At 61.1% G+C, this 13,116-nt stretch carries 12 protein-coding genes and 1 tRNA gene; 9 read left to right on the top strand and 4 right to left on the bottom strand.

Annotated elements, in window-relative coordinates:
- Positions 1 to 38: 38 nt before the first annotated feature.
- The 8 genes from AB7813_RS01550 to AB7813_RS01585 all read left to right on the top strand — a co-directional run bounded on the left by AB7813_RS01550 (position 39) and on the right by AB7813_RS01585 (position 7,080).
- Complete coding sequence (locus AB7813_RS01550; RefSeq protein ID WP_439063617.1) at positions 39 to 1,043, top strand: Bug family tripartite tricarboxylate transporter substrate binding protein; 1,005 nt, start codon at positions 39 to 41, stop codon at positions 1,041 to 1,043.
- Positions 1,040 to 1,909 carry an amidohydrolase family protein gene (locus AB7813_RS01555; RefSeq protein WP_439063618.1) on the top strand — a complete coding sequence of 290 codons (870 nt, stop codon included), beginning with the start codon at positions 1,040 to 1,042 and terminating at the stop codon, positions 1,907 to 1,909. Before AB7813_RS01550 ends, AB7813_RS01555 begins: the two co-directional genes overlap by 4 nt.
- A gap of 28 nt (positions 1,910 to 1,937) precedes the next feature.
- Complete coding sequence (locus AB7813_RS01560) at positions 1,938 to 2,660, top strand: PIG-L deacetylase family protein (protein ID WP_089267177.1); 723 nt, start codon at positions 1,938 to 1,940, stop codon at positions 2,658 to 2,660.
- Complete coding sequence (locus AB7813_RS01565; protein WP_089267178.1) at positions 2,657 to 3,349, top strand: 4-carboxy-4-hydroxy-2-oxoadipate aldolase/oxaloacetate decarboxylase; 693 nt, start codon at positions 2,657 to 2,659, stop codon at positions 3,347 to 3,349. The genes AB7813_RS01560 and AB7813_RS01565 overlap by 4 nt, the downstream gene beginning before the upstream one ends.
- 17 nt (positions 3,350 to 3,366) lie before the next feature.
- Complete coding sequence (locus AB7813_RS01570) at positions 3,367 to 4,215, top strand: ABC transporter substrate-binding protein (RefSeq protein WP_439083604.1); 849 nt, start codon at positions 3,367 to 3,369, stop codon at positions 4,213 to 4,215.
- Between the two features lie 152 nt (positions 4,216 to 4,367).
- The gene (locus AB7813_RS01575; protein ID WP_439063620.1) at positions 4,368 to 5,327 is read left to right on the top strand and encodes a catechol 2,3-dioxygenase; all 960 of its coding nucleotides are present in this window, start codon (positions 4,368 to 4,370) and stop codon (positions 5,325 to 5,327) included.
- Between the two features lie 72 nt (positions 5,328 to 5,399).
- On the top strand, positions 5,400 to 6,821 hold the full coding sequence (locus AB7813_RS01580) for a purine-cytosine permease family protein (RefSeq protein ID WP_439063621.1): 1,422 nt from the start codon (positions 5,400 to 5,402) through the stop codon (positions 6,819 to 6,821).
- A 185-nt stretch (positions 6,822 to 7,006) separates the two neighbouring features.
- A tRNA-Gln gene (locus tag AB7813_RS01585) sits at positions 7,007 to 7,080 on the top strand.
- A gap of 193 nt (positions 7,081 to 7,273) precedes the next feature.
- Here AB7813_RS01585 and AB7813_RS01590 read toward each other — a convergent pair.
- Positions 7,274 to 8,074: a YdcF family protein gene (locus AB7813_RS01590; protein WP_439063622.1), complete on the bottom strand. Its 801-nt coding sequence runs from the start codon at positions 8,072 to 8,074 to the stop codon at positions 7,274 to 7,276.
- A gap of 394 nt (positions 8,075 to 8,468) precedes the next feature.
- Here AB7813_RS01590 and AB7813_RS01595 point away from each other — a divergent pair, with 394 nt between their 5' ends.
- Complete coding sequence (locus AB7813_RS01595) at positions 8,469 to 9,164, top strand: N5-glutamine methyltransferase family protein (protein ID WP_439063623.1); 696 nt, start codon at positions 8,469 to 8,471, stop codon at positions 9,162 to 9,164.
- A gap of 48 nt (positions 9,165 to 9,212) precedes the next feature.
- On the opposite strand, the gene AB7813_RS01600 is transcribed toward AB7813_RS01595, so the two are convergent.
- Genes AB7813_RS01600 through asnB form a run of 3 tightly spaced genes read right to left on the bottom strand, consistent with a single transcriptional unit; the run spans position 9,213 to position 13,116 of the window.
- The gene (locus AB7813_RS01600) at positions 9,213 to 9,479 is read right to left on the bottom strand and encodes an acyl carrier protein (RefSeq protein ID WP_439063624.1); all 267 of its coding nucleotides are present in this window, start codon (positions 9,477 to 9,479) and stop codon (positions 9,213 to 9,215) included.
- Positions 9,480 to 9,517: 38 nt separating this feature from the next.
- Positions 9,518 to 11,086, bottom strand: coding sequence for a class I adenylate-forming enzyme family protein (locus tag AB7813_RS01605; protein WP_439063625.1), 1,569 nt, complete (start codon positions 11,084 to 11,086; stop codon positions 9,518 to 9,520).
- Positions 11,086 to 13,116, bottom strand: coding sequence for an asparagine synthase (glutamine-hydrolyzing) (gene asnB, locus AB7813_RS01610; protein ID WP_439063626.1), 2,031 nt, complete (start codon positions 13,114 to 13,116; stop codon positions 11,086 to 11,088). Before asnB ends, AB7813_RS01605 begins: the two co-directional genes overlap by 1 nt.

A 13,116-nucleotide genomic window follows, 5' to 3' on the forward strand; every position in this document is an offset into this window, starting at 1 on the left:
ACGGCAAGGGTGGACGCATCAAGCGTCTTCAATCCATCATGACGCTCCGCTTCCCGACCAGGCTCAAGCATCTGCTGAGCGCCGCGCATTTGGCGCTTGGTGCGATATTCCTCACGAACGCGGTACCTGTGGCGCAGGCCCAGTCCGGCTATCCGACCAAGCCCATTCGCGTGATTGTGCCGTTCGCGGCCGGCGGTGTCGCTGACATCACCATCCGCATCGTGGCCGAGAAGCTCGGCGACAATCTCGGCCAGCGTCTCGTGATCGAGAACATGCCGGGCGCTGGCGGAGTCGTTGCGGCGCGCGCAGTACTGTCGTCGCAGCCGGATGGCTATACGCTGGCGCTGCTCAGCAACGGCACCGCCGTCAGCGTACCGCTGTTCAAGAACCTGCCATTCGATCCCGTAAAGAACTTTGCGCCGATCTCCAGCATCGGCTTCTTCGATTTCATTGTCGGCACCAATACGAATTCGCAACATAAGACGCTGGCCGACGTCATCAAGTTCGCGCGCGACAATCCCGGCAAATTGAATGTCGGCACCATCAGCGTCGGCAGCACCCAGAACCTGTCGGCCGAATTGCTCAAATCCACGGCCGGGATCAACTTCCAGATCGTGCCCTATCGCGGAACGCCGGAAGTCATTGTCGGGCTGTTGCGCGAAGACATCGATGTGATGATCGACAATTATGTCGGGATGAAATCCGCGCTGCAGGATGGCAAGATGCGTCCTGTCGGGACCACGGGCGAATCCCGTTCGGTGATCCTGAAAGATGTACCGACGATGATCGAGGGGGGCGTGAAGGGCTATGACGTGGTGTCATGGAATGCGCTGTTCGCACCGTCAGGTACGCCGCCCGAAGCGATTGCGCGGTTGAATGCGGGCCTGCGCGAAGTATTGGCGATGCCCGATGTGAAGCAGAAGCTGCTCGATCTCGGCATCGAGGCGAAAGCGAGTTCGCCCGACGAACTGAAGGCCCGGCTGGTTGACGATATCGCCAAATGGACCGCCGTGATCGAGAAGGCAGGAATTCCGAAACAATGACGAAGCCAACCGTTCCCGGTCCCGATCCGCATACTAAAACGCCGAAGTTCAAGCTGCCGCCGCTGGCCTGCGACGCGCATACGCATATCTTCGGCCCCGGCGCTAAGTACCCATATGTCGGCTCCTACATTCCGCCGGACGCGCCGCTGGAGGACTTCCAGGCGCTGCACAAGAAGCTCGGCATCGGCCGCGCCGTCATCGTCAATGCCAGCGTGCATGGCACGGACAACCGCGTGGCGCTCGATGCCATTGCGGTGAGCGGCGGGCGTTACCGCGCGGTGGCCAATATCGATGGCACGATCACGGAGAAGGGGCTGCGCGAACTGCATGAAGGTGGCTTCCGTGGTTGCCGCTTCAACTTCGTGCGGCATCTTGGCGGCACGCCGGACATGAAGGTGTTTCACCGCATCATCGACATGATCGCGCCGATGAATTGGCACGTCGATCTGCATTTCGATGCGGTCGATCTGCCTGATTATGCCGACCTGCTGGCGAAGCTGCCGGTGATCTACACCATCGATCATATGGGCCGCGTCAAGGCTGCTGATGGCCTGGAGCAGCAGCCGTTCCGCACCCTGATCGACCTGATGAAGCGCGACGAGAAATGCTGGGTGAAGGTCTCTGGCTGCGAGCGCGTGACCTCCATAGGTCCGCCTTTCACCGATGCCGTGCCGTTTGCCAAGAAGATCTGCGAGACCGCGCCGGATCGTGTGATCTGGGGCACCGACTGGCCGCATCCCAACGTCAAGGCGATGCCCAATGATGGCGATCTGGTCGATCTGATCCCGCTCTTCGCGCCGGATCCGGTGATCCAGCAGAAGATCCTCGTCGACAATCCCGCGCGATTGTTTGAATTCGACACCTAAGCGACGCGAAAATCCGAAGGAACATCCGATGTCCAAAGCCAAGACCGGCCTCGTGGTCTCAGCCCATCCCGGCGATTTCGTCTGGCGCGCCGGCGGCGCCATCGCGCTGCATGCCAAGAAGGGCTATCGCGTCAAGATCGTCTGTCTCGCATATGGCGAACGCGGCGAGTCGCAATTTGCCTGGAAGCAGGCGGGTATGACGCTCGACAAGGTCAAGGCTGGCCGGAAGGACGAAGCCGAGCGCGCGGCGGCGTCGCTCGGCGCCGAGATCGAATTCTTCGATGCCGGTGATTATCCGTTGCATCTGACCGAAGCACACAAGGAGCGGCTGATCGATATCTATCGGGAGCTCAATCCAAGCTTCGTACTGACGCATTCGCTCGAAGATCCCTACAATGTCGATCATCCCGCGGCGACCGCCGCCGCACAGGAAGCCCGCATCATCGCGCAGGCGATGGGGCACAAGCCTGAAGCGGAATACAGCTACTCCGCGCCGCCGGTGTTCCTGTTCGAGCCGCATCAGCCGGAGATGTGCAATTTCAAGCCGCAGGTGATCCTCAACATCGATGAGGTCTGGGACATCAAGCGCAAGACGTTCGAAATTCTCGCTGCGCAAAAACACCTCTGGGCCTATTACGAGCGGGTGGCCTTGCAGCGCGGCATGCAGGGTGGCCGCAACACCGGCGCGGCCATGACCTATGGCGAAGCCTATCAGCGCCTGTTCCCGATGACCGTGGAGACGCTGGCATGAAACCCGTCGTCGTCAGGAATATTCAACGCGCGGATGCCGACGTCGTGCAGCGGCTCGGCGCGCTCGGCGTCTCCACGGTGCACGAGGCCTATGGCCGCTTTGGCCTGATGAAGACCTATATGCGGCCGGTGTGGTCCGGCGCAGAGGCCGCCGGCACCGCGGTGACGGTGCTGGCGCAGCCCGGTGACAACTGGATGCTGCATGTGGCCATCGAGCAGTGCAAACCCGGCGACATGCTGGTGGTGGCCTGCACGACGGACAACACCGACGGCATGTTCGGCGATCTGCTCGCGACGTCGCTGAAGGCGCGCGGCGGTGTTGGCCTGATCATCGATGCCGGCTGCCGCGATATCAAGACGCTGCGCGAGATGGGCTTTCCGGTGTGGTCGCGCGCGATCTCGGCGAAGGGGACGGTCAAGGCGACGCTCGGCGCGGTGAACGTGCCGGTGGTCTGCGCCGGTGCGCAGGTGACGCCGGGTGATGTCATCGTCGCCGATGAAGACGGCGTCGTGGTGATCCCGCGCAAACATGCTGCGGAGGTTGCGGTGAAGGGCGAGAAGCGTTTTGCCGAAGAGGACGCCAAGCGGCAGAAGCTGGCTTCCGGTATTCTCGGCCTCGACATGTACAATATGCGGGAGCCGCTCGCCAAAGCGGGTCTGGTTTACGTCGACGATCCCGATCAGGCCTGAGCGGGGAGGAGGCTGGCATGCGGCTTCGTATTCTGCTCGGCGATCATCCGCATACGGCTGCGTTGAAATCCGGCGCGATCACGTCTGATCTCGTCGAACTGGACTTCGCGGACTACAAGCCCACCAACAAGGGCTTCAAGCCCATGGTGCGCGACGGGGCCTTCGACATCGCCGAAATGGCCATCGTCACCTATCTGATGGCCAGGAGCTACGACAAGCCGATGGTGCTGCTGCCTGATGTGATGATGGCGCGGCATCAGTTTGGCTTCGCGGTCACGAGCCCCGGGGCTGGTATTGCCGGACCTAAGGATCTTGAAGGCAAGCGCGTCGGTATTCGATCGTTTACGACGACAACGGGCGCGTGGCTGCGCGGCATACTCGCCAATGACCACGGCGTCAATCTCGATGCGATCGAATGGATCACCTTCGAGGAGCCGCATGTCGCTGAATATGTCGACAGCACCACCAAGGCACCTGCCGGCAAGGCGATCATGCAGATGTTGTTCGACGGCGAACTGGACGCCGTGCTCGGCGAGAAGAGCGACGATCCACGGGTGGCGCAACTATTCCCCGACGTAGCCGCTGCAGAGAAAGCCTGGCTGGCCAGGCATGGCGTGGTACCGATCAACCATATGGTGGTGGTCAGCAAGCAATTGTCCGATACGCGGCCCGACGTCGTGCGCGAAGTCCACCGTATGCTGGAGGCGAGCAGGGCGGCGGCAGCCGGCAAGAGCCTGTCTTTCGATGCGGATGCCATGAATCGTTCGCTGGCTCTCATTACAGACTATTCTGCGCAGCAGGGGCTGATCCCGCGCAGGTTCAGCGTTGATGAGCTGTTCGACGACGTGACGCGCGCGTTGCGATAGCGCGCCGTCGCCCTCATCCTGAGGAGCGGTCGTCTTCGACCGCGTCTCGAAGGATGAGCGCCCAATTCCTCATGGTTCGAGACGCGCGAAGACGCGCTCCTCACCATGAGGGGATCGAGTAAGCTCGACTAGAATACTGGAGGAAACGACCAATGACTCCCGAACCCATTTTCGATCTCGCGCATCTCGGCCATCTCGAATTGCTGACGCCGAAGCCGGACGAGAGTCTCAAATTCTTCGTCGACGTGATGGGCATGACCGTGTCGGGTCGGCAAGGCGAGTCGGTCTATCTGCGTGGCTGGGACGACTATGAGCGCTATTCGCTGAAGCTGACGGCGTCGAACACGTCGGGTATGGAACACATGGCGCTGCGGGCCCGCAGCCCGCAGGCGCTGGAGCGCCGCGTCGCAGCGCTGAAGGGCTCCGGCTACGATATCGGCTGGACCGACGGTGACCTCGGCCACGGGCCGGCATTTCGCTGCCGCGACCCGGACGGACATATCGTCGAACTCTATTACGAGACCGAATGGTACGAGGCGCCGCCGGAACTCAAGCCGGCGCTTAAAAATCAGGCGCAGCGCTATCCGGCGCGCGGCATCAATGTGCGGCGGCTCGATCACCTCAACTGCCTTGCGGTGGATATCAAGGCCAACCGCGAGTTTTTCGAGCACTATATGGGGCTCCGGCTGACCGAGCAGATCGTGCTCAAAGACGGCACGGAAGCGGCGATGTGGATGACCATGTCGAACAAGAGCTACGACTTCGCCTATTCGCGCGATCACTCCGGCACCAAGGGGCGCTTTCACCACGTCACCTACGCGCTGGACAGCCGCGAAGACATTCTGCGCGCGGCCGATATCTTCCTGGAAAATGGCGTGTTCATCGAGACCGGACCGCACAAACATGCGATCCAGCAGACCTTCTTCCTCTATGTCTACGAGCCCGGCGGCAACCGCGTCGAAGTCGCGAATGCCGGCGCACGGCTGATCCTGGCGCCGGACTGGAAGCCGATCGTCTGGACCGAGGAGGAGCGCAAGAAGGGGCAGGCCTGGGGCCTCAAGACCATCGAGTCGTTCCACACCCATGGAACGCCGCCGGTGCCCCACAAGTAGCAAGCCGCTCTGCCGGGATTGGTACGCGTCTTGCTTTGTTGACCTCAGGTTGTTTCTGACGTGGGGGCGAGCATGACTAACTCTGAGTTGCGGGCAGACATCCACAGTATCGAACCGATCCCCGATGCCGACCGGGATTCCACCGGGCCGCAGCAGATGTGGATCTGGGCGGGCGCCAATATCGCGCCGGTGAACTGGGCGCTCGGCGCCCTTGGTATCATTCTCAAGCTCGGTCTGTGGGAGACGATCGCGGTCATCGTCATCGGCAATGCGGCGGGCTCCGCGATCTTCGCCGCCTTCACGGTCATGGGCCACAAGACCGGCGTCAACCAGATGGTCCTCGCGCGCTCGGCCTTCGGACGCCGCGGCGCCTATCTGCCGAGCCTGTTGATGTTCCTGATGACGCTCGGCTGGATCGGCGTGAACACCTATTTCCCGGTCAAAATCTCCATGGCCATTCTCGGCCAGTTCGGCATCGCGGATAGCTGGTTCGCCAATCTCGTGGTGATCACCATCGTGATGGTGACGCAGGTGGTGATCGGCACCTATGGTTTCTATGCGATCCGCACCTTCGAGAAATACACCGTGCCAGTCACGGTGGTGATCATGGTGCTGATGAGCGTGCTGGCCTGGAGCCAGCCCGGTGTCGTCAACTGGAATCACACCACGTCGCTGCCACCGGGCCCGCATCTGGCGATGCTGTCGCTGCTGATGACCGCCGTCGGCGTGGGCTGGGGCATTTCCTGGGTGACCTGGGCGTCGGACTATTCGCGCTTCGTGCCACGTTCGACCTCGTCGAAGGCCGTGTTCTGGTACAGCTACGTCGGCATGTTCGTGCCGTCGGTGTGGCTGGCCATTCTCGGCGCCACCATCGCGTCGGTGACGCTGGACACCGATCCGGCCAAGATGGTGTCGGCAGTGTTCGGTGGCATCGCCAGCATTCTCGTGCTGCTGCTGGTCCTGCACGGGCCGATCGCCACCAATATCCTCAACGTCTATTCGTCTGCGCTGGCGGCGCTCAGCATGGGTGTCCGCTTCTCGCGGACGATGCTGGCGCTGATCGTCGGCGTCGCCGGCTATGCGGTGACAGTGTATTTCATCTTCGCGCCGTCTTTCGCCAAGGCGTTCGACAACTGGCTGATCAGCCTGCTGATGTGGATGAGTCCCTATGCCGGGGTGGTATTGGCCGACTTCTTCGTCAGGCGGAAGAGCCAGATCGATATCGCCGAACTCTACAAGTCGCCGGAGACCAGCATCTATGGCGATATCAACTGGAGCGGCATGATCGCGTTCTTCGCCGGACTGATCGCCACCTGGCTGTTCCAGGATGGTCTGGTGCCTGCGTTGCAGGGGCCGATCTCGATCAACCTTCTCGGCGGCGCGGATCTGAGCTGGCTGGCCGGCATCGTCGTGGGCGGCGGCGTCTATCTGGCGCTCAGCAGGCGCCTGGCGCCGGAGCCTATGGCCATCCCGGTCGGTGGGCCGGGCGAATAGGCAAGGCGACCGGACAGGCCGCGTCTGCGTGGCCTGTCCATTACCAGTGGTGTCAATGAGCCGTCATTTCCGTCCAGAGGCCTTGCGCTTTGTCCGGCGGACGGGCTAGAACGCGCCCGAACGAGATGAGCATCTCTGTTCCGACCGATTCCAGACTGGATTTTTACGTAAGTCTCTGAATCGTTTGGGGAATGGTGTAACGGTAGCACAACAGACTCTGACTCTGTTTGTCTAGGTTCGAATCCTAGTTCCCCAGCCACACTAGAATTTCCCTTCGCAGATCAAAGACTTCTAACCCGCAGTCGTTTCGAGAAAATCCGGTGGTCCACAACAATGGCCCACACGAGGCTCGAATGGCGTCCGGTCGGTACCTGCGGCGGCGTGGCCATACGTGGCCTTTGGCTTCCGATGGCTTGGGGCGCTTGCCGCCTGCATATCTCGGGCCCGGAGAATCAATGTGCATCGGGGCCGGGCAGCAAGTCGTCGATCCGCCCCGTGGCTCGATAGGCAATGAGCCCAAACCATTCGCGCACCGCAATGTCGGTCCGCGACAGCCCGCCAAGGGCGAGGGTGGTGAAGGAAAGTGCGTCGCGCCGACCGCCGACCCACCAGTCGACCGGATAAGCCTCGACCGGAAATCCGGCTTTGCGAAACAGGCCAATCGATCGCGGCATATGGAACGCTGATGTCACCAGAATCCAGCGCTCGCCCGGCGTCGGCGCCACGAGCGCCTTGGTGAACTCGGCGTTCTCATGCGTGTTGCGCGATTGCCGCTCCATGATCAACCGCGATTTGTCGACTCCAAGGCTAGCGAAGAGCGCGGCGGCGTAATCGGCCTCTCTGGCATCCGACACCAGCCTCGGACTGCCGCCGGTGAACACCACGCGTGCATTCGGATATTGTCGCGCCAGCGCTGCGGCTGCGATGATGCGGTCGGGCGAGCGACGGACGACCGGCGTGTCACGCGCAAGCGAAACATCGGCGTCGATCGAGCCGCCGAGCACGATGATGCCGTCAGGCGCACGCTGTCCCGCATCCCATGGCGGGAAGCGCGATTCAAGCGGATAGAGCAGCAATCTTCCAGCCGGTGAAAACGCGGCCACCACTAGCAGCACGGCGGCTGTGATCATAAGCCCGCGGCCAAGCGAAGAAAGCCGTGTTGCCGAAAGGATCGCGCCGAGCACGCCGAGGCCGATCAGGAAATTGACCGGCGCAAGTGCGTTGCCAAGAGTCTTGGACAATATAAAAAACAACGTAAGGCCTCAGCCTCGTTGATACCAAGAGCGCCATAGCAGCAAACGGCCAAGGAAGCCATCGTCACGAATCGTTAGCCCGCCGGACAGGGTGCCGGATCGCCGCGGCCCCGTTCATGAGAACTTGAAAAGCGGGACAGGCAAATACCACGCAGCCTCGAAGTGGCCGAAGTCAGAGTGAGGTCTGCGTCGTCGGATGACCACGCAGCCGGTGGGGTGCCGCATCGCCAAAATGCGTAAGGAGCGCTGCCGAAAACAACTGCATTGCCGCTATCGGCCCATCTACCTCATTGTGACTACCGCCATTGCCACATGGACAGGGCATGGTTCTGTCCGGTGCATGATCACGCCGCATGCAACAGTTATCGCGCAACGTCCAGGCAGGGTGACCGCAATGAGCGAAGTGATCAACGTCGCCAAAGCTTACGATAAGGGACGCACACTATTTATGGGAATAGAGTTGCTGGTCGCACCCGGTGCGCTCGTCCCCCGGCCGGAAACCGAATTGCTTTGCGCGAGCGCTATCGATGCTCTGCGTCAGTTAAACGTGGCGGAGCCGCGGGTGATCGACATGTGCTGCGGCGCAGGCAATCTGGCATGCGCCATCGCTCTCAAGATCCCCGACGCAAGCGTCTGGGCGAGCGACCTAACCGATGGATGTGTCACTGTCGCACGTCGCAATGTCGCCTATCACGAACTCACGCAACGCATGTCGGTGCTTCAGGGCGATCTGTTCGACGCTTTTTCAGGTCTGTCGCTGGATGGGACCATCGACCTGATCGTCTGCAACCCACCCTATATTTCGGAAACGCGGCTCAGAGGCGACCGGGCCCCCTTGCTCGAACTCGAACCACGTGAGGCATTCGCAGCCGGTCCTTACGGACTTAGCATCCATATGCGGGTTACGAAGGACGCAGTCCGATATTTGCGGCCGGGCGGCATCCTCTTGTTCGAGGTCGGCTCCGGTCAGGAGCGACAGGTGACAACCCTTCTTGAGCGCAACAAGAGCTACGAGAGCATCAGCGTGGTGACGAACGAAACGGGCGAAGGCCGCGTCGTTATGGGATACCGCAAAGGCGCAACAACCTGAACCGCTACGGTGGCGTTCGTGACGCGGTCTGGACGCTGCAGGCAAACATCAGCTCTTCTTGCTCATGACGAAGCGTGAAATTCCCTCGATGGAATCCAGGTTCTCAGGCAAGAGCTCGCTATCTTCGACCGTGATGCCGAAGGTCTCCTCGATGAACCCGATGACCTCGAGCACTCCGGTCGAGTCGATGACGCCCTGGTCGAGTAGCGATGTATCGACCTCAAGCGAGTTCGCTTCAGCAATGTAGAAGTTCGACAGCAAGAAATCACGAACTTGCCTTCGATAGGTCTCGAGTGGTTCCCTGACTAGCAACATGTTTCAACTCCAATGCGTAAAGAAAAGTCACGATCGGATCATTCGGAAATCGACTCCTGCAGTGCTCTCTTGTTGAGTTTCGCTGTATTCGTTCGCGGCAGGCTAGGCACGACCACAATACACTTCGGCACCATGAAGCTTTCGAGACGTCGCTGGCACTCTTTCTGAATCTGCTTCTCGCTCAGTGTTGTTCCCTGCTCGATAACGACAAACGCCTTAACTGCCTGCCCGAGGAGCTCGTCGGGAACGCCAATAACCGCGGCTTCCCTCACGCCCGGAATATCCATCAGCACGTTCTCCACTTCCTTGGGAGCGATCTTCTCGCCTCGGGACTTTATGATCTCGTCGCTGCGGCCAACGAAGTAGAGGTAGCCTTCCGCGTCCATCCGGCAGTAGTCACCGGTGTACAGAACCTGCTCGCCTGGCAGCGGACCAGGCTTGAGTTTTCTGGCCGTGGCTTCTGGCTTGCCCCAATAGCCTCGCATCACCGTCGCGCCGCGAATGACAAGCTGGCCGACCACGTCGGGGCCCACGCGTCTGTCGCGCTCGTCGACAATCCACATCTCGGTATTCGGGATGGCGATCCCGACGCTGAGCGGCTTTCGATCGATATCCTCCGGGGGCAGAAAGGTGCAGCGCTTGCATTCAGTGAGGCCGTACATGGAATAAATGCGGGCATCCGGGAATAGATCCTGCAGCAGACGAATGTGCTTCATCGGCAGCGCAGCTCCGGTGTTCGTGACATAGCGGATACTCGAGAGATCGTGCTCCTTTATCGACTTGAGCCCCGACAGCGTCGAGAAGATCGTCGGCACGCCGGGCAGGCCGGTTACTCGCTCCTCGGCGATAAGCCCGAGAATCTGTGCCGGAAAGGCGAACGACCGTTCGAGGACCAGCCGCGCGCCCGTGCGAAACGCCATGATCATTTGATACAGGCCGTAATCGAAGGCAAGCGGCAGGACATTCAAAATGACCTCGTCTTCGCGTAGCGCGAGATATGAGGCGATCGACGTGCACGCGCTCAGCATGTTCCGGTGCGTTAGCATCACGCCCTTGGGATCGCCCGTCGATCCGGAGGTGTACACGATGGCCGCGAGATCGATATCGATGCAGCGGCGCGCGGGAGCTACGTCGTGGCTGGCGGCGCCTGCCGCGCTCCAGCGTACCGCATGGGGCAGCCCCGTCAGTTCGACATCGTCGACGGGCCCGGAAACGATCACTCGGCGCAATGACGGGCATGCCTGCGCGGGCTCCTTGAATATCGGCAAGAGATGTTTGTCGGTGATAAGCGCCGTCGGCTGGCAATCATTGAGCAGGTAGCCAAGCTTGTCGCGCTTGGTGAGCGGATTGACGATGCACACCACGGCATTCGCCTTCAGCACGGCCCAGAAACTGACGACGGTCTCGACAGTGTTGTCGGCGAAGATAATCACCCGATCGCCACGTTCGACTCCGCTTGCGACCAGATAATTCGCGATTGCGTTGGAGCGTGCCTCGATCTCACCATAGCTGACGCGATGCTTGCCGCACACCAGCGCCACCTTTCCACCGAGATGACGGGCGGAGTGGATGAGGTAATCGTGCAGGAGCGGTACAGGACCATGCATCAGGAAAGGGCTCCCTCAACCCGGTGCTCGCGATCGATATCGACGGTCAGCTCCAGAGCGTGGCGCCCACCAGGACGGCTTGCGATGAATTGTTGGTGCAGGAGCTGGGTCGATAGCACGCCGACCATCGCCATGTTGTCGGAGTTCGAGAGATCGCCGTTGCCGGTTGCTGCCTGTGTCCGGCACTTGCTCCGCAGGCGCGCGACCGCGTCAGGATCGAAGACGTTTGCTTCGCGAATAGCCGTTTCCGAAAGCGCGTCGTCGATATAGGCGGGCGTATCGCGGCCAACGAAACAGAGAGCGTCGGGCGCGCGGAATGGCTGCTTCTTGCGGGCGATGATCTCCGACGGCACGATCGGCTCTGCGACGCGCTTCAGAACGTGCTTCTCGTCAAGGACGCGGAGCTTGTAGGTGGGCGGCAGCGAATTCGCCAGCGCGACCACGTCCTCGTCAAGGAAAGGAAAGCGACCTTCAACCGAATGAGCCATGAGCATTCGATCGCCCTGAGAGGACAGGAGATATCCCGACAGCAGTGTTTGGATTTCAAGATATTCATCCTGCGCAAGGGAGCTCCATTGCGTGAATTCCGGAGGTAGACCGGCGATCAACTCGGAAACCGCATCGTGCCTCGCCGACTCCGCGCTCATGTCGCTGGAGAACAGTCGTTTGATGCCGCTGGTCGTTCGCCAGCGGGTGTCATGCGCGAAGCCCGGCGCGGCGTGCTCCGACAGATTGCGCCCGAAAAACTGCCGGGCCATCGCCTGCTGCCGTACCGGCGAGCGTGTGAGATAAGGGTAGAGACGCTCAAGCAGTCGCGCGCGGCGTGTCGACGCAGGTTGCCGACCCCAGAACCGGCGGACCTTGCCTTCGCGAAAGAGATCGTAGCCGGCAAACATTTCGTCGGCGCCTTCGCCGGACAGCACAACCTTGACGCCGCAGGCGCGCACCAGGCGCGACAGCAGGAACAACGGCGCCGGCGCCGTTCTCAAGATCGGACGCTCGGTGTGATAGATGACCTGCGGAAAAATCTCGGCGATGTCGCTGCGCGAGACCACCACTTCATGGTGCTCACTCCCGGTGACACGGGCAACCAGTCGCTGGAAGTCGGTCTCATCATATTCGGCGTCAGCGAAACGCAGTGAGAAAGTTTGGAAGCGTTCGCCGGCAAAGTGGCATCCCATTGCCGCAATAAGCGAACTGTCGAGCCCGCCGGACAAATAGCTGCCGACGCTTACGTCGGAGCGCACCATTCGAAGCGACGTCGCGGATTCCAAAGCGCTGCGCACCTGCTTCACGGCATCGTCGAGTGAACCGGCAAACTGGCCGTCGGGCGAACTGGACAATTGGGGATATCGCGGCTTCCAGAACGCTTTCTCGCGAACGTTGCCGTTTTCATAAATGCGGAAATGTCCCGGGACGAGCTCCTTGATCCCTTGAAACACGCTCTGCGGCGCCACAACGGTCCAGAGAGTGAATGTCTGATCGATGCCGGCTGGATCGAAGGTGCGGGGAATCGCTGCATCCGCCGCGAAGATGGCCTTCACTTCGCTGGCGAAATACAGTCGACCTTCGCGCTCGCAGAAATGCAAAGGGCAAATGCCGGTGCGATCGCGCGCCAACACCAGACGACGGGCTACCGAGTCCCAGATCGCGAGCGCCCACTGTCCGGTCATCCGCTCAAAGGCGTCCTCGCCCCAGGCTCGATAGGCGTTGACGATAACCTCCGTGTCGCTGCGGGTCCGGAACCTGTAACCAAGCAGGATCAGCTTCTCACGCAACTCAACGTAGTTGAAGATTTCGCCGTTGAACACGATCCACGTCGTGCCGCTCGCGTCCGCGAGAGGCTGTTGACCGCTCGAAATGTCGATGATGGACAAGCGGGCATGTGCCAATCCCGCGCGTTCGTCCCGGTATAGGCCGCGCTCGTCCGGGCCGCGATGGGCGAGCGCGCCGAGCATGCGCATCAAGGCTTCGCGGGAGGGGGGCCCTGCGGCGGCGGTTACTGACACTATGCCCGCGACACCGCACAT

Origin of the sequence: Tardiphaga sp. 20_F10_N6_6 (genome assembly GCF_052076045.1) — a bacterium.
Classification (GTDB): domain Bacteria; phylum Pseudomonadota; class Alphaproteobacteria; order Rhizobiales; family Xanthobacteraceae; genus Tardiphaga; species Tardiphaga robiniae.